At 75.0% G+C, this 17,673-nt stretch carries 8 protein-coding genes; all 8 read right to left on the reverse strand.

The window, feature by feature from the left end; translation table 11 throughout:
* Positions 1-113: 113 nt before the first annotated feature.
* Genes OG505_RS10260 through OG505_RS10295 form a run of 8 tightly spaced genes read right to left on the reverse strand, consistent with a single transcriptional unit; the run spans position 114 to position 17,672 of the window.
* Complete coding sequence (locus OG505_RS10260) at positions 114-1,805, reverse strand: carbamoyltransferase (protein WP_405432797.1); 1,692 nt, start codon at positions 1,803-1,805, stop codon at positions 114-116.
* A 28-nt stretch (positions 1,806-1,833) separates the two neighbouring features.
* Positions 1,834-2,337: a (2Fe-2S)-binding protein gene (locus OG505_RS10265; protein WP_405432798.1), complete on the reverse strand. Its 504-nt coding sequence runs from the start codon at positions 2,335-2,337 to the stop codon at positions 1,834-1,836.
* Complete coding sequence (locus OG505_RS10270; protein ID WP_405432800.1) at positions 2,334-3,164, reverse strand: FAD binding domain-containing protein; 831 nt, start codon at positions 3,162-3,164, stop codon at positions 2,334-2,336. The genes OG505_RS10265 and OG505_RS10270 overlap by 4 nt, the downstream gene beginning before the upstream one ends.
* Complete coding sequence (locus OG505_RS10275; protein ID WP_405432802.1) at positions 3,161-3,937, reverse strand: thioesterase II family protein; 777 nt, start codon at positions 3,935-3,937, stop codon at positions 3,161-3,163. The genes OG505_RS10270 and OG505_RS10275 overlap by 4 nt, the downstream gene beginning before the upstream one ends.
* Complete coding sequence (locus tag OG505_RS10280) at positions 3,934-5,115, reverse strand: Gfo/Idh/MocA family oxidoreductase (RefSeq protein WP_405432804.1); 1,182 nt, start codon at positions 5,113-5,115, stop codon at positions 3,934-3,936. The genes OG505_RS10275 and OG505_RS10280 overlap by 4 nt, the downstream gene beginning before the upstream one ends.
* Entirely contained in the window at positions 5,112-6,221 is a 1,110-nt protein-coding gene (locus tag OG505_RS10285; protein WP_405432805.1) for an NAD(P)H-binding protein, read from the reverse strand. The genes OG505_RS10280 and OG505_RS10285 overlap by 4 nt, the downstream gene beginning before the upstream one ends.
* 1 nt (position 6,222) lies before the next feature.
* Entirely contained in the window at positions 6,223-11,250 is a 5,028-nt protein-coding gene (locus OG505_RS10290; protein WP_405432807.1) for an amino acid adenylation domain-containing protein, read from the reverse strand.
* The gene (locus OG505_RS10295) at positions 11,247-17,672 is read right to left on the reverse strand and encodes an amino acid adenylation domain-containing protein (protein WP_405432809.1); all 6,426 of its coding nucleotides are present in this window, start codon (positions 17,670-17,672) and stop codon (positions 11,247-11,249) included. The genes OG505_RS10290 and OG505_RS10295 overlap by 4 nt, the downstream gene beginning before the upstream one ends.
* Position 17,673: the final 1 nt, after the last annotated feature.

Genomic DNA, 17,673 nt, shown 5'->3' on the forward strand with positions numbered 1-17,673 from the left:
CTCCTCCTCCCCGCGATCTTGCACTTGCTGCCCCGACATCAGGGGCATTCGACGCATCTCGGCGACCGAAAGTGCAAGATCGCGGGGAGGTAGGGCGACGGGGCGGGCGGCCGTCAGGCCGGCAGGTCCGCCTCGCTGCGGGCAACCACCGCGTCGCCGAGCACCAGCAGGTCGATCTCCTTGGCTCGTACGAAGGTGTCGACGGCGTCGGCGGCCGAGTTCACGATCGGGTCACCGGCCAGGTTGAACGACGTGTTGACCACCGCGGGCACGCCGGTGAGCTGCCGGAACTGCTCGATCAGCGCCCAGTAGCCGGGGTTGGTGTCGCGGTGCACGGTCTGCGGGCGGGCGGAGCCGTCCACGTGGGTCACCGCCGGAACCCGCAGCCGGGCGTCCGGGCGCAGCGACGCAGCGGCCAGCATGAACCTCGACGGTTCCCCGACCGGTCCCTCGATCAGCTCCGACACGCGCTCGGCGAGGATGCTGGGCGCCACCGGACGCCACATCTCCCGGCCCTTGAGCACGTTGAGCCGTTCCAGGTTGCGCCGCGAGCGCGGATCGGCCAGCAGACTGCGCGCGCCGAGCGCCCGCTGCCCGATCTCACCCCGCCCGCGCGCCCAGCCCACGATCCGGCCGCGGGCGAGTTCCCCGGCGACGCAGCCGGCCAGGTCGCCGTCGCCGAGGCGGCGGTGCGCCATGCCGGCGCGCGCGGCGGCCGCCTCGCCGGCCTCCGTGGTGATCGGCTGACCCCAGTACGCGTGGTCGAGGCGGGTGGGCGTGAACTCCCCGCACTCCCGCGCCGCGACCAGCGCCGCCCCCAGGGACACCCCCGCGTCGGTGGGCACCGGCGGGACGTAGACCCGGTCGAAGAGTCCACTGCGGACCAGCACGCCGATCATGGTGCAGTTCATCGCCACCCCGCCGGCGAGCGCCAGCACCGGGGTGTCGACCCGCCGACGCAGGTCGGCCGCCAGGGACAGCACCGTCTCCTCCAGCCCCTGCTGGATCGTCGCGGCGAAGTCCGCGTACGCGATGGGTTCCTCGCCGGTGCGCGGCGCGTACGGGAACAGCTTGCCGAACTCGGGTTTGAGCGACTCGGCGACGGCCGGGTAGTAGGCCATCAGCGGGCCGAGTGTCGCGGCGCGGCGGGTGGGGACCTCGGCGGTGGGCGTGCCACGGACCAGCTCGTACCCGCCGGGAACTGCTCGCACCGGCGCTCCGGGACCGGGTCTGCCGTAGGCGGCCAGGCCCATCAGCTTGCCGGTGCCCCAGTAGCCCAGCCCGGCCCACTCGGCGGCGGCGTTGTAGTAGAAGCCCAGCGACTGCTCCACGGGCCACTCCCGCAGGATCTCGATCTCGCCGTCGGCGTACCTGCCGAACGAGGTCGACTGCGTCTCGCCGGCGCCGTCGAGGACCAGGACAGCCGCCTCGTCGCAGTCGCAGCTGTACGCCGCGCTGGCCGCGTGCGCGACGTGGTGCGGCACCCAGCGGACCGCCGGCATGGTCAGGTCCTCGTCGTCGGGGAAGAGCATCGCCCGCAGCCCCTCGGTGGTGAACCGACGGTTGCGGCCCAGCGGGATGTCCCGAAAGTCCCAGCCGATGGCGACGGTGTCCACCTCCTGCGGGCCGATACCCGCCATCGCCAGGCACGCGGCGACCGCCTCGGCGGGTGGCTGGCCCACCGCGTGCTTGCGGCGGCTGACCCGCTCCTGCTCGACCAGAGCGCAGAGCGCGCCGTCGCGGACCAGCGCGGCGCTGGAGTCGTGGAAGCCGATGTTCACCCCGAGTACGTAACGCGCCGACATGGTCGGCCTCCCTTCCGGTGTCTGGCGGTCATCCGGCCTGTCGGGCCCCGTCGAGGGCGAGCACGGCACGGACGATGTTGTGGTAGCCGGTGCAGCGGCACAGGTTGCCCTTGAGGGCGTGCCGCACGTCGTGCTCGGTGAGCGGCCCCGGGTTCTCCTTCAGCAGGCTCACCACCGCGAGGACCATCCCCGGGGTGCAGAAGCCGCACTGCAGGGCGTGGTGCTCACCGAACGCCTCCTGCACCGGGTGCAACCGGTCGCCGTCGGCAAGCCCCTCGGCGGTGCGGATGTCGGCGCCGTCGGCCTGCGCGGCCAGCAGGGTGCACGACTTGACCGACCGCCCGTCGAACAGCACGGTGCAGGTGCCGCAGGAGGAGGTGTCGCAGCCCACCGTCGCGGCGGTCAGCCCCAACTCCTCGCGCAGCAGGTGGACCAGCAGGGTGCGCGCCGGCACCCGGCGGCTCTGCGGGCGGCCGTTGACGGTGGCGCTGACGGCGACGGTGGTCGTACCGGGCCGGGCGTCGATGCTCATCGTGGTTCCTCCATCGTGGCGCCGGAATCGGTCAGGGCGCGGGCCACCAGCACCCGGCTGAGGTGCCGCCGGTACGCGACCGAGGCCCGCCCGTCGTCGGGCGGGTCGCACCCCTCGTCGGCCCGCGCCGCCGTGACCGCGACACCGGCGCCCTGCGCGAGAGCGGACTCGACCCCGTACGCCCGCCGGATGGTCGGACCCATCCCGGCCAGCGCCACCCGGGAGTCGGCGACGGCGACGGCCACCAGGGACCACTCCAACGCGGGCCGGGCGAACGTCTGGTAGCGCCACCGTGCCGGGCCGGGCAGCGGCACCCGGACCTCGGTGACGAGTTCGTCGGGCCGGCACACCGTGACACCCGGCGCGACGGCCAGCTCGGCGACGGGCACCTGCCGGACGCTGGTCGCGCTGCGCAGCACCACCACGGCGTCCAGCGCGACCAGGGCCAGCGGCACGTCCGCGGCCGGGTCGGCCTGCGCGAGCGCGCCACCCACGGTGCCCAGGTGTCGCACCTGCGGGTCACCGACCGCCGCGGCCGCGACCGCCAGCAGCGGGGCGTGCCGGTCGACCAGCGGATCGTCGAGCAGCCGGTGGTAGCGGGTCAGCGCGCCGACGGCCAGGTGGTCGTCGCGGTACGCCACGTACGACAGTTCGGTGACCCGGCCGAGGTCCAGCAGGGTGTCGACGCGGTCACGGCGCAGCTTGAGCGCCGGCAGCAGCGACTGCCCGCCGGCCAGCGGCCGCAGCTGGTCGCCGTACGCCTGGCGCAGCTCCAGCGCCTCGGTGAGGTCCCGGGCCCGGTGGTAGTGCACGCTCGCCGGGATCACGGGCCGGCCGCCGACCAGGTGGGCACCGGGCTGCGGTGTGTGGCCCGCAGGATGGTGTCGATGAGCTGGTTGCGGCGTGCCAGCAGGTAGAAGTGGCCGCCGGGGAAGGTGTGCAGGGTAAACCCGCCCCGGGTGCGCGTCGCCCAGTCGCCGGCCTCGTCGGCGGTGACCTCGGGGTCGTCCGCGCCGACGCAGGCCAGCAGCGGCGCGCGCAGCGGCACGGGTGGCCGGGGGCGGTACGTCTCGGCGATCCGGTAGTCGGCGCGCAGCACCGGCAGCGCGATGGCGCGTACCCCCTCGTGGTCGAGAGCCTCGCGGCCGGTGCCGCCGAGGCGGCCGGTCTCCGCCCACAGCGTGTCGTCGTCGGCCAGGTGCACGCTGGTGGCGCGCAGCCGACCCGGCCCGGGGCGACCGGACACGACAAGCGACCGCAGCACGCTGCCGGGCCCGTCCAACCGGCGGGCCGTCTCGTACGCCACCGACGCGCCGAGGCTGTGCCCGAACAGGACGACCGGCGCGTCGGCCGGCAGCGCCCGCACCGCCTGCGCGACACCCTCGGCCAGGCTCGGCAGGTCAGCCGCGAACGGCTCGGCCGACCGGTCCATCCGGCCCGGATACTGCACGCCGTGCACCTCGACGTCGTCGGGCACCTGCGCCGACCACGACCGGTAGAACGCGGCGTTGCCGCCGGCATGCGGGAAGCAGACCAGACGCAGCCCGGGCCAGCGCAGCGGCCGGAAGCAGCGCAGCCACGTCCGCGCGACGGGGGTCACGGGCGCGCGCCGATCCGCTGCGGCCGCGCGCCGACCGGCGGGTCGACCGCCCCGGCCGCGGCGTCGGCCAGCTCGGCCACGTCGGACGCCACGAACATCCGCGGCGGTACGGAGTGCACCAGCTCGGGTGGCCCCAGCCGGGCCGTGACGTCCTGCCACAGCTGGCACAGGCTCAGGTGGTACTGGCCGTGGCGGGCCAGCTTCCTCCCGCCCAGCGCCGCGGCGTGCAGGTTGCCCAACGCGTACCCGACGCCGGCCGGCCAGACCTCCTCGAACACCCGGCGGTAGCTGGGCGCGACCGCGTCGGCCAGCGGCTGCGCGCTCGGCACGTCCAGATGGTCCGGCTCGTCGGCGTCGGCGTCGGCGAAGTGCGGCCGGCCCACCCCCCGGTCCTGCACCTGCTGCGGGAAGTCCGGCCGAGGGCTCCACACCGTGGGCCCGTGCGTGCCGACCAGGGTCAGGTTGCCGGCCTCGGTGCCGATGGTCACCCGGTGCAGCAGGTGCGCGTAGTTGTCCGGGTCCGCCGGGTCCATCTGGTTCTGCACCCGCAGGGTCAGCGGCACACCGGCGAGCACCCCGTCGAGGCTGCGGAACGGCACGTCCACCCGGGACAGCCGGCGTACCTGCTCGGGCAGGTCGACCGCCGGGCCCAGGCCCCACGGTCGGACGCCACCGAGGGCCTGACCGAGGATGTCCAGCAGGGCGTACGCGACCTGGAAGCCGCAGGCCGCGTCGACGTACCGGGCCGGCTGCCGGGCCAGCAGCGCCCGGGCGGCGGCGAGGAACCGGCGCACCGGCGCGGTGTGCACGTAGAACGAGTTCAGGTGGTAGACGACCCCGGCCCGGCCGGCGGTACGCAGGCACTCGACCAGCTCGTCGTGGTGCAGCGGATGCTCCTGCAACACGTGCAGGCCCCGCCGCATCAGCGCCCGGGCCACCTCGCCGCCCGGCCCGCCCAGCAGGCCACCACGGATGACCACGCAGGCCAGCGTCACGTCCTCGGGCACCTGGGCGACGTCGGTCCACAGCGGCACCTCGTAGTGCCGGGCGCAGGCCACCGACCGGGCGCTGCCTCCGGCGAGGATCCCGGCCAGCTCGAACGGGAAGTCCGGCTGCCGGAACGCCTGCAGGTACACCTGGCCGAACTTGGTGCCGGCGACCAGCACTCTCGGTTTCACGCCACCCCCTCCTCGATCAGGTCGTACGACCCCAGCGGGCCGTCCTGCACGCGCAGCGACGTGACCGCCGGACTCGTGCGCAGCCGTTCCACCGCCCAGGCCGGGTCCACCGCCTCGGCCAGGTGGTGCACGCCCGGTGGCACGTCGCCGGCGGCGACCGCCAGCGCGCCGAGGGCGACCGCCGCGCCGGTGAGCGCGTTCGCGCCGGTCCCCCGGCAGGCCAGCACCCGGGTGCCCGCCGGGCCGGCCAGCTCGACGACCAGCAGCTGGTAGCGGGGCCGACCGAAGGTGTCCAGTTCGGCCGCCCGGCACAGCTCGGCGGCCGCGTCGACGAGCTGCGCCGCCGTCGCGCCGTCGCGCGCCCGGCGGGCGCCCGCGGCGAGCGCCGCCGGCAGCCGACGGCCGGCGAACGCCGACCACCAGTCGACGTCGGTCAGGCCGAGCCGGCGGGCGACCCGCTCGGTCTCGGTGCTCAGGTACGGCTGCACCAGCACCGGCTCGTCGAAGAACGGCACCGGCACATCCGCCCGGGCGGTGAGGGCGCGGCTGCGTCGAGCGCCGTCGCGCCACGCGGCCGACGGCTCCCCGTACTCGGCGGTGCCGGCGGCGAGGAAGTCCAGGGCGGCGCCGGGCGTGAACCCGTCGCGGCCACCGACGTACCCGGTCATCCGCCGCGCCCCCGGCGTCAGCGCGGCCAGGTGGGCGGGCAGCAGCCCGGACAGGCCGGGCATCAACCCGGCGGAGAGCACCGCGACCCGGTCGGCGGTCCCGGGCAGGGCGGACACCGCCGCGTGCAGCGGGTCGTCGCCGGCCGCGTCGACGTAGCCGGCGCCGCAGCGGGCCGCCGCGCGGGCCACCGTGTCGCCGATCGTGGCCGCCGGCCCGGCGCAGTTGACGACGGTGTGGCAGCCGGCGCAGAACGCGTCCAGGCTCGCCGGGTCGGTGACGTCCACCGCCCGCACCTGGATGCGCGGGTTGTCGCCGTCGAGTCGGCCCGGGTCGCGAGCGCCGGCGCGTACGACGTCCACGCCCCAGGCCAGCAGGTGTGCCAGGGCGTGCCGGCCCACCCCGCCGGTGGCCCCCACCAGGGCGACGGTCGCGGCCACGTCAGCCGTCCCCGGCGATCGGACCGGCCCACTCGCCCGGTTCGTCCGGCACCTGTCGCACGGTCAGCTCGCCCAGGCACACGTCACGCCACCAGTCGACGCTCGTCGGGTCCGGCTCCGCCGCGCACAGCAACGTGACGTCGCCCGCGTACGGGGAGCTGCCGTAGCCGTCGCCGTCGACCGGGTCGGCGATCACCAGAGTGGCGACGTCCACCCCGGACTCGGTGAGCTGCCGGGCCAGCTCCAACGCCAGCACCCCGGCCGCACCCCGGCCCACCAGCACCAGCTCCCCGGCCGACACGTGCTCGGCCAGCGCGGTCGTGTAGTCGGCGGCGAGGCGTTGCACCAGCGGCGCCGGGTCGAGACCCGCGTAGCGGTGCAGGCCACCGTCGACGATCCCGCACACGGCCCCGGTGGCGGCCAGCCGCTCGGCCAGCCCGGCGTACCCGTCGAGGCTGCCGCTGCCGTCGTGCACCAGCACGTAGCGCGGCGGGCCCGCACCCGCCAGTGTCACCACCTCGCCGGTGTCGCTGACGGCCGGCTCCTCGTCGGGCCGGACGCCGCCGACGGCGGCCAGGTGATCGGCCAGGTCCGCGACGGTCGGGTGCTCCAGGATCCGGCGCAGCAACTCGTCGAAGAACACGTCGGCGGCGGCCGGCACCCGCTCGGCGAGCTGACCGGCGAGTTTCGCGGCGAGCAGCGAGTCACCGCCGAGGGCGAAGAAGTCCGCGTCCCGCCCGACCCGTTCCACCCGCAGCACGTCGGCCCAGACGGCCGCGATCTGCTCCTCCAACTCGGTCAGCGGGGCCGCGGCGGTCGCCTCGGGACCGGCCGTCGTGGCCGCCACCAGCCCGCGTACGGCCGCCCGGTCCAGCTTGCCGTTGGCGGTGCGGGGCAGCTCGTCGACCACCTGCACCAGGCTCGGGATCATGTAGTCGGGCAGCCGGTCGGCCAGGTGCTCCCGCAGCTCGTCGGGCACCACCCGCCGCCGGTCGGCCTTCACCCGCGCGGCGATGATCCGCATGCCGAGCCCGGCCATCGGGTCGGCGGCCGCCGGCAGGTCGAGCACGGGCGACGCCCCGGCGGCGGCGAGCAGACCGCGCCACTCGTCGCCGGTGAGGAACGTGCGGTCGGTGCCGTGGCGCAGGTCGGCGAAGTCGCCCAGGTCGTCGTCGAGCCGCACCAGCAGTTCCAGCGACGTCATGATCTGGTAGTGCTCCCGGGTCATCTCCAGCAGCACGAGGTGCCCGCCTGGGGCGAGCAGGCCGCGCAGCCGCGCGAGGGTGGCCGGCACGTCCCGGGTGGCGTGCAGGACGTCGCCGGCGATCACGATGTCGGCGCTGTTCGGCGCCATCCCCTGCCCGGCCAGGTCGGCGTCGAGGTCGAGCTGCGCGAAACGCAGCCCGGGGCGGTCGGCGAAGCGTTGCCGGCCGGCGCCGAGGAAGAACGCCGACAGGTCGGTGTAGAGGTAGTCGACGTCGAGACCGTCCAGTGCGTCGAGCACCGCCGCGGTCGTACCGCCGGACCCGGCGCCGACCTCGACGATCCGCACCGGCCCGTCCAATCGCTCGGCCAGCGACCGGACTGTCGCCGCCGCGACCGCGTTGGCCCACCTGTTGAACAGGGCGTCGGCGTAGAGGTTGTCCGACACCGCCAGCTCACCACCGGGGAAGAGCAGCGCGAGGGGGTCCTCGTCGCCGCGCAGCAGCGCCGGCAGCGCCGCGGCGCTGGCCTGGAAGTAGCGGACCAGCTCGGGAGATTCCCCGACCGCCGCCGCCCGCTCGGCCGCCGCGTCCCAGGCCCGAGCGGCCGGCGGCGGCCCGCTGACCAGCCGGTAGCCGTCGTCGTCGTGGCGCAGCACCCCGCTGTCGGTCAGCGCCCGCAGCCAGCGGCGCAGCAGCCGGCGGTGCCGGGGTGCGACGCGGGTGGCGGCGTACACCTCGGCCAGGCTGTGCGGGCGGTCGTCGAGCGCGAGACCGGCGGCGCGCAGGGTGTCCAGCATGGCGGCGAGGCCGAGCTGGTCCAGCTCGTGCAGGTACGCCTGGTACGCGCCCAGGTCGGTGCCGGCGACGAGCGCGGCCCCGGCCGCGGTGGGCCCGGCCGAGTCGACCGGCTGCCCGGGGCCGGGCTCGACGGCGGCGGGCTGCACGACGGCGGCCAGCCGCCGCTCCAGTGGACGGTCGCCGTCGACCACCGCGATCGCCCCGCCCACGCCCGGGTGCGCCAGCAGCGCCGACTCGACCTCGGCCAGCTCGATCCGGTGGCCGCGGATCTTGACCTGGAAGTCCTCCCGGCCGAGGAACTCGATCGTGCCGTCGGGCAGGTAGCGGCCCAGGTCACCGGTGCGGTACAACCGCTCGCCGCTGGACGGGTCGGTGACGAACCGCTCGGCGGTGCGCGCCTCGTCGCCGAGGTAGCCCAGCGCCAGCCCGGCCCCGCCGATGTACAGCTCCCCGGCGACCCAGTCCGGGCGAGGCCGCAGCGCGGCGTCGCGGACGTGCCAGGTCTGGTTGGTCAGCGGCACCCCGTACGGGATGCTGCGCCACGATGGGTCGACCCGCCCGATCGGGTGGATGATCGACCAGATGGCGGCCTCGGTCGCGCCGCCGAGGCTGACCACCGCCAGACCGGGGACGAGGTCCCGGATCTGGTCCGGCAGGGTGACCGGGATCCAGTCGCCGCTGAGCAGGGCCAGCCGCAGCGAGGGGACCCGGACCATCGGCGCGGCCGCGAGATAGTCGGCGAGCATCTGCAACTGCGCCGGCACCGAGTTCCAGATGGTGACCTCGTTCTCGGCCACCAGCTCCGCCCAGTGGGTCGGGTCGCCCCGGCGCTGCGGCGCGGGCAGCACCAGCGCCGCGCCGACCGCCGGCGGGCCGAACAGGTCGTAGACCGACAGGTCGAAGCCCAGACTGGCCAGGCCGAGGACCCGGTCGTCGGGCGTCAGGTCGAACCGGGTGTTGATGTCCGCCACGGTGTTCAGGGCCGCCCGGTGGGTGATCACCACGCCCTTCGGGGTGCCGGTCGAGCCGGAGGTGTGGATGACGTACGCGCGGTCGTCCGGGCCGACCCTGCGGGCCGGCAGGGCCGTCGGCGCCGGCCCGTCCAGGTCGTCCACCGCGATCGGCGTGATCCCCGCCGGCCAGCGGCCGTCCACCCGGTCGGCCCCGGTGAGGACGTGCCGGATCCCCGCGCCGTCGAGGATCAGGTCACGGCGCACGGGCGGCTGGTTCGTGTCGACCGGCACGTACGCCCCACCGGCCAGCAGGACGCCGAACACCGCGACCACCTGCCGCCAGCCCTTGTCGGCGACCACCGCGACCAGGTCCCCGGGTCGGCAGCCGGCCTCGGCCAGCCGCGCGGCCACCGCCGTGGCACGGCCGGTGAGCTGCCGGTAGGTGAGGGTGCCGTCGGCGGCCACCACGGCCACCCGGTCCGGGGTTCGCAGCGCCTGGGCGAGCACCCCCTCGTGCAGCAGCCCCTCGGGCAGCGGCGCGGCGGTGTCGTTGACCTCGGCGCGGCGGCGGGCGCTCGCCTCGGGCAACGCCACCGGGGCCAGCTCCTCCCACGCCTCGTCGGTGGCCGCCAGCCGGCGCAGCAACGCGGCGTACGCGGCGAACATCTCGTCGACCACACCGTCGGGGAAGACGCCCTCGCGGACGTCCCAGTTTGTGGCCAGCCCGCCGGAGCGTTCGATGTTCTGGCAGTCGATCCAGACCTGCGGGGTCTGGCTGATGCCGTAGCCCAGCTCGCCGAAGCCCTCCACGCCGGTGTCGCCGCCCAGCCCGATGGCGCTGGTGAAGACGATGGGCATCAGCGCGGCGTCGGCGCCCCGACGGCGGGCCAGCTCCCGAACGACGTCGACGCCGGAGAACCGACGGTGGTCCAGGTCGGACCAGAGCTGCGCCTGGATGCGCTTGGCCCGCTCCTGCACCGGCGCGTCCGGGCTCTGCTCCACGGCGAGCAGACTGACCGAGGTGAAGTCGCCGACGATCCGGTCCACCTGCGGGTGCGTCGGCGTCCGGTTGAGCAGGGTGACGTCGACGGTGAAGCGCGGGTGCACGCTCCACGCGGCGAGCACCTCGACGTACGCGGCGAGCACCGCGCCCGACGGGCTGATGCCGTGCTGCCCGGCGCGCTGGCGTAACCCGGCCCACTCGGTCGGGTCGAGCCGCAGGTCGAGGCGACGAAAGCGGGGCGGCGCGGCCGTGGCGTCACCGCGCAGCGGCAGCTCCGGCGCCGGGGGCAGGTCGTCGAGCCGGGCCAGCCACCAGTCCCGGTCGGCGTCGTGGCGGGGTCCGCCGCGCAGCGGTTCGGTGGCCAGCAGGTGGTCGCGGAACGTCAGGGTCAGCTCGTCGGTGGGCGGGTCACCGGCGTAGCGGCGGCCCAGCTCGTCGAGCAGGATGTTGATGCTGACGAAGTCGCAGATCAAAAAGTCGATCGAGAAGTGCAGGACGCTGCGGTGCGGGCCGCGGGTGACCCGCACCGCGAACAGCGGCCACTGTTGCGGGTCGTAGCGGCGGTGGTCCAGCTCCGCCCGGTTGGCGGCCACCGCGTCGGCGAAGCCGGCCGCGTCGGCGTCGCGCACCTCGACGCGGTACGCCGGCACGTCGGGTCGTACCTGCTGGAAGCCGTCGCGGTTGACGACGGCCCGCAGCATGTCGTGCCGGGCGACGACCTCGTGCCAGGCGCGTTCCAGCCGGTCCACGTCCAGCTCGGGAAACGTCAGCTCGCCGTAGCCGTGGCAGCCGACCCCGCCGTAGGCGAACGAGTCGCCCCGCCCGAGCAGGTACGCGCTCTGCACGTCGGTGAGCGGGAACGGCTCGTACCGCTGCTCGGGGTGCGGCACCGCGCTGGGCGCGGCGGCGTCGCGCAGCACGGCCAGCACCTGCTCCTTGTGCTGGCGGAGCGCGGCGCGGCGCTGGTCGGTGAGGACGCCGGTGGGGGCCCGGAAGCGGAGCTGGCCGTCTTCCTCCCAGAGCTGCACACCGAACTTTGCCAGCTCGGCGATGAGGTCCTGCCCGTTCATATGGCCCCTTCCTCGTACGTGCCGGCGGCGTGCTGCACGGCGGTGGCCAGGTCCGCGATGGTTGGTCGGTCGAGCAGCCCCCGCATCGGCAGGTCGACGCCGTAGCGTTCGCGCAGCGCGGCCAGCAGGCGGGTGGCGAGCAGGCTGTCCCCGCCGAGGCTGAAGAAGGTGCGGGTGCGGCCGGGAACGGGACAGTTCAGCAGCTCGGCCCAGAGCGCGCCGAGGTCGCTCTCCAGGCCGGCGTGGGGTGGCTCGTCGGCCGGTCCGCTGTCGCCGCCGGCGAGCAGGGTGGCCACCGCCGTCCGGTCGATCTTGCCGTTGCCGCTCAACGGCAGCGCGTCGAGCACGGCGACGTGCTCGGGCACCATGTACGCGGGCAGCCGGTCGACGACGAACGCGCTGGTGGCGGCCGGGTCGAGGGTGACGCCCGGTTCGGGGACGACGGCGGCGGCGAGCCGGCGGGTGCTGGCGCCCACGGCCACCACGACGGCTTCGCGCACCCCGGGGCAGTCGGTCAGCGCGGCCTCGACCTCACCCAACTCGATGCGATGCCCGCGGATCTTGACCTGGAAGTCCGCCCGGCCCAGGAATTCCAGCGTCCCGTCCGGCCAGTACCGGCCCAGGTCACCCGTGCGATACCAGCGCATCCCGTCATACGTCACGAACCGCTGCGCGGTGCGCTCCGGATCGCCCCGGTAGCCGGCCGCCACCCCGGCCCCACCGATCCACAACTCCCCCACCACCCAGTCGGGGCAGTCCCGCCCCCGCCCGTCCACGACGCGGTAGCGCTGGTTGGGCAGCGGGAAGCCGTACGGGATGGACCGCCAGTGCGCCGGCACCTCGTCCACCTCGAACGCGTTGGACCAGATGCCCGCCTCGGTGGCGCCGCCGAGGGCGGTCAGCCGGGCGTCCGGTCGGCGGGCGACCAGCCGGTCCCGCAGGTCCAGGCCGACCCAGTCCCCGGAGACCAGAGCGTGCCGCAACGCGCCGAGCGGTTCGTCGCCGGCCGCGGTGAGCAGCATGTCCAGCAGGGCGGGCACGGTGTTCCAGATGGTGACGTCGTGCTCGCGCACGAGCCGCAGCCAGGCGCGGGCGTCGCGTCGCTGCCCCTCCTCGACGAGCACCACGGCCCCGCCGACGCCGAGCAGCGCGAAGATGTCGTACACCGACAGGTCGAAGTCCAGCGCCGACACGGCGAGGACCCGGTCGTCCGGGCCGAGGCGCAGCCGGTCGTTGACCGCCGCGATGGTGTTCCCGGCCGCCGCGTGGGGCACCTCGACGCCCTTGGGCTCGCCGGTCGAGCCGGAGGTGAAGATGACGTACGCCAGCGACGCCGGCTCCACCGGGACGCAGCCGTGCAGGGCGGGGCCGCCGTCGCCGGCCGGGTCGAGCCCGTCCGCGCCGACGACCGTCTTCACGTCGGCGCGGGTGAGGATCCGCTCCCGGCGGACCACCGGCTGGTCCACGCCGACCGGCACGTACACGCCGCCGGCGGCGAGCACGCCCAGCACCGCGACGACCTGGTCGACGCCCTTGGGCAGGCACACCCCGACCGCGTCACCCGACGCGACACCGGCCCGCGCCAGCGCCCCGGCCAGCGTCAACGCCCGAGCGGCCAGCTCCCCGTAGGACACCGCCACACCGTCACCGCACAACGCCACCCGACCCGGCTCCCGGACCGCGGCGTCGAAGAACCCGTCGTGCAGCAGACCGGGCGTGATCGGCGCGTCTGTCGCGTTCACCCGCTCACGGACCGCCCGCTGGCCGGCGGGAAGCCCGACCGGCACGGGCCGCGCCCAGTCCCCGGCCGCGAGGGTGGTCAGCAGCTCGACGTACGCGGCGAACATCGTCTCCACCACGTCGGGCGGGAACAGCTCGGCCACCACGTCCCAGTTGATGCTCAGGCCACCGCCGCGTTCCATGACCTGGTTGTCCAGCCACACCTGCGGGGTCTGCGAGGCGCCCCAGATCTGCTCGCCGAACGGCAGGGCCATGCTCACCAGTTCATCGCTGATGCCCAGCGCGCTGGTGAAGACGACCGGCATGGCGGCGGGGGCGCCGGTGCGCCGCGCGATCTCCCGCAGCACCCAGATGGCGGAGACGGCGTTGTGCTCCATGCCGTCCCACATGCGCTCCTGAAGGCGGCGTACCACGGTCAGGAAGTCGTCGGCCGCGCCGGGACGGTGCGGGACGAGCAGCAGCGAGGTGAAGTCGCCGAGCACGTGGTCGATGTCGGGGTGCACCTCGCGGCGGTCGAAGAGGGTCAGGTTGAGGGTGAGGTCCGGCCGCGCGCTGAACGCCGACAGCACCTCGGCGTACGCGGTGGCGAGCACGGCGGCCGGGCTGACCCCGTGAGCGCGGGCGGCGTGGACCAGGGCGGTCCACTCGGCGGGGCCGAGCCGTGCCGCGTGGCGGACGAAGCGGGGGGCGCGGACCCGGTCCGGGTCGACGGCGAGCGGCAACCGCGGCGCGGGGGGCAGCTCCGCTGCCTGCGCCGACCAGTAGCGCTGGTCGGCCTCGACGGTCGCCTCGTCGGGCCGGGCGGTGAGGACGTAGTCGCGAAACGACACGCCGATCGGGCGCAGCGGCGCGTCGAGGTCGACGTAGAGGGCGGACAGCTCGGCGAAGACGGTCACGATGCTGAGCGCGTCGAGCACGATGTAGTCGAAGCTGAACGCCAGCCGGACGCGGCGCTCGCCGTACCGGACGGCCTCGATGGCCACCAGCGGCCAGCGGGTCGGGTCGGCGATCCGGTGCGACAGCCGTTCGCGCAGGTCGGTGAGCGCCGCCTCGCCCTCGCCGACTTCGATGGTCACCTCGGGCACCTCGGGTTGGACGCGTTGGCGTCCGTCGGCGTCGAAGACGGCCCGCAGCATCTCGTGCCGGCGAACGAGGCGGTTCCAGGCCGCGGTGAGCCGGTCGAGGTCCACGTCCTCGCCGTCGAACTCCCAGTACCAGTGCGAGCCGACCTCACCGAGGGCGAAGTCGCCGCTGCGACCCATCCAGTACGCCCGCTGCACGTCGGTCGCCGGGAACGGCTCGTGGCGGTGCGCCGGGTCGGCCACGAAGGTCCCGGTCAGCGCGGCGCCGGTGTCGAGGCGTACGCCGGCGGCGAACCCGGCGAGGGTCGGCTCGGCGAAGAGGCGGCGCAGTTGTCCGCCGGCCAGCCCGGCCGAGCGCATCCGCCCGAGCAGGCGGGTGGCGAGCAGGCTGTCCCCGCCGAGGGTGAAGAAGCTGTCGGCGCGGCCGACGGTCGGCACGCCGAGCAGCTCGGCCCAGAGGGTGGCCAGCGCCGTCTCGACCGGCCCGACGGGTGGCTCGACCTCGGTGGACCGGCCGGCGCCCTCGGCGAGCCGTCGTGCCAACGCCGGCCGGTCGATCTTGCCGTTGCCGCTCAGGGGCAGCGCGTCGAGCACGGCGACGTGCTCGGGCACCATGTACGCCGGCAGCCGGTCGACGACGAACGCCCGTACGGTCTCCGGGTCCACGTCGGACGCCTCGGGGACGACGGCGGCGGCGAGCCGGCGGGTGCTGGCGCCCACGGCCACCACCACGGCCTCGCGCACCCCGGGACAGTCGGTCAGCGCGGCCTCGACCTCACCCAACTCGATGCGATGCCCGCGGATCTTGACCTGGAAGTCCGCCCGGCCCAGGAATTCCAGCGTCCCGTCCGGCCAGTACCGGCCCAGGTCACCCGTGCGATACCAGCGCATCCCGTCATACGTCACGAACCGCTGGGCGGTGCGCTCCGGATCGCCCCGGTAGCCGGCCGCCACCCCGGCCCCACCGATCCACAACTCCCCCACCACCCAGTCGGGGCAGTCCCGCCCCCGCCCGTCCACGACGCGACAGCGCTGGTTGGGCAGCGGAACCCCGTACGGGATGGACCGCCAGTGCGCCGGCACCTCGCCGACCTCGAGGACGGTCGAGTGGATGGCGGTCTCGGTGGTGCCGCCCAGGGCGACGAGCCGGGCGTCCGGGCGCAGCGCCACCAGGCGGTCGCGCAGATCCAGGCCGACCCAGTCGCCGCCGAGCAGGGCGAGCCGGAGGTGGTCCAGCCCGCCGTCGGCCTCGGCGGCGGTCAGCAGCATGTCCAGCAACGCGGGGACCGACTGCCAGACGGTGACCCGGTGCGCGTCGACGAGCCGACGCCAGGCGTTCGCGTCGCGTCGCTGCTCCTCGCCGATCAGCACCACCGCCCCGCCGACGCCGAGCAGGGCGAAGATGTCGAACACGGACAGGTCGAAGTCCAGCGCCGACACGGCGAGGACCCGGTCGTCCGCGCTGATGTCGAACCGCTGGCGGATGGCCTCGATGGTGGTGCCGGCGGCGGAGTGCGGCACCTCGACGCCCTTGGGTTCGCCCGTGGAGCCGGAGGTGAAGATGACGTACGCCACCGACGCCGCGTCTTTGGGAACGCACCCGTGCAGGGCCGGGCCGCCGTCACCGGCCGGGTCGAGCCCGTCCGCGCCGACGACCGTCCTGACGCCGGCCCGCTGCCAGATCCGGCCCCGCCGGGCGGCGGGTTGGTCGATGCCGACCGGCACGTACACGCCACCGGCGGCGAGCACGCCCAGCACCGCGACGACTTGATCGACACTCTTGGGCAGGCACACCCCGACCGCGTCACCCGGCGCGACACCGGCCCGCGCCAGCGTCCCCGCCAGCGTCAACGCCCGAGCGGCCAGCTCCCCGTAGGACACCGCCACCCCGTCACCGCACAACGCCACCCGACCCGGCTCGCGGGCCGCGGCGTCGAAGAACCCGTCATGCAGCAGACCGGGCGTGATCGGCGCGTCGGTCGCGTTCACCCGCTCACGGACCGCCCGCTGCTCCGGCGGCAACAGGTCGCCCGGCGACGCGACCCAGTCGCCGTCGATCAGGCCGGCCAACAGCCGGACGTACGCGGCGAACATCGCCTCCGACACCCCCGGCGGAAACAGCTCCGCCACCACGTCCCAGTTGAGGTACAGGCCCCCCTCGCGCTCGGTGACCTGGTTGTCCAGCCACACCTGCGGGGTCTGCGACGACGTCCACACCGGGTCGCCGAAGCACTCCCGCACGTCGGCGCCGAACAGGTCGCCGAGGCTGAGCGCGCTGGTGAACACCACCGGGGCGAGCACGGCCCGGTCGGAGCGGGCGCGGGCCAGGTCGCGCAGCACGTCCACTCCGGAGTACGCGCTGTGCGCCACGTCCCGGGCGAACTGCTCGCCCAGGCGGCGGGCCCGGTCGACGAACGGCACCTCGTCGGTGGCGTCGACCTCCAGCAGCAGCAGGTTGGTGAAGTCCCCACTGAGCGACGGCACGTCCGGGTGGTACGGCGTCCGGTCGTACAGCGGCAGGTTGAGCAGGAAGCGTTGCCGACTGCTCCAGGCGGCCAGGATCTCGGCGAAGGCCGTCAGGAACACCATCGACAGGGTGACGCCGTGCTCGCGCGCGCGAGCGGCGAGCCGGTCCCGGTCGGCGCCGGAGAGCCAGTGGTGATGGCGGACCACCCGGTGCCCGCTGACCCGCTCCGGGGCCACGGCCACCGGCAGGTCGGGCCCGCCGGGCAGGTCGGGCACCCGCTGGCGCCAGTAGCCGGCCGCGGCCTCGCGGGCGTCGGCTCGACGCCGCTCGTGGGTGGCCAGGTACTGGGGATAGCTGTAGCCGATGAGCGGCAGCGGCTCGTCGGGCCGGCGGTAGAGATGGGCGAGGTCGCCGAGGAGCACCCGGAAGCTGTGCGCGTCGGCGACCAGCATCTCGATCTCCACGTGCACCCGACTCGCCCCGTCGGGCAGCAGGCTGAGCTGGACGTCGAACACCTCGCCCCGGTCCACCCGCAGGGTGCGGTGCGAGAGGGTGGCGCGCAGGTCGGCGAGCCGCTGGTCCCGCTCGTGCGCCGGCAGGTCCCGCAGGTCGTGCACGGTCAGGCCGGGCCAGGCGCCGTCCGGGGTGATCTGCTGCCGGCCGTCGTCGAGGAAGCGGGCGCGCAGCATGTCGTGGCGTCGCACCAGGGCTCGGACGGCTCGGTCCAGCCGGTCCGGGTCGACCTGCCGGCCGTCGAACTCGTTGTAGAAGTGCGCCCCCACACCGCCGAGGGCCTGCTCCCCGGCCCGCCCGACCCAGTACGCGTGCTGCATGGTCGCCAGGGCGAACGGCTCGTCCGGGTCGATCGTCACCTCGTCGGCGGCGGCGATGGCGCCCGGCTCGTCGGCGGGCGACGCCGGGTGGGCCAGCGCGTGCCACTGCCGGACGGTGCGCACCTCGATGAGCTGGGCGAAGGTGAGACCCGCGCCGGCCCAGCGGGCGGCGAGCCGCATCAGCCCGATCGAGTCGAGGCCACGCTCCAGCAGATCCTCGTCGGGTGACACCGGCTCGTCGAGCAGCGACGCGACGTCGTCGCACATGCCGTCGAGGGTCAGCGTAGTCGGCACTGGCATG

It is taken from the genome of Micromonospora sp. NBC_00617, from assembly GCF_045161355.1.
In the GTDB taxonomy this organism is placed as follows: domain Bacteria; phylum Actinomycetota; class Actinomycetes; order Mycobacteriales; family Micromonosporaceae; genus Micromonospora.

Excerpts from the sequence above, each read along its gene's own strand:
- OG505_RS10260 (WP_405432797.1), bottom strand. The coding sequence starts at position 1,805 with ATGTCGGCGCGTTACGTACTCGGGGTGAACATCGGCTTCCACGACTCC.
- OG505_RS10295 (WP_405432809.1), bottom strand. The coding sequence starts at position 17,672 with ATGCCAGTGCCGACTACGCTGACCCTCGACGGCATGTGCGACGACGTC.
- OG505_RS10290 (WP_405432807.1), bottom strand. The coding sequence starts at position 11,250 with ATGAACGGGCAGGACCTCATCGCCGAGCTGGCAAAGTTCGGTGTGCAG.
- OG505_RS10265 (WP_405432798.1), bottom strand. The coding sequence starts at position 2,337 with ATGAGCATCGACGCCCGGCCCGGTACGACCACCGTCGCCGTCAGCGCC.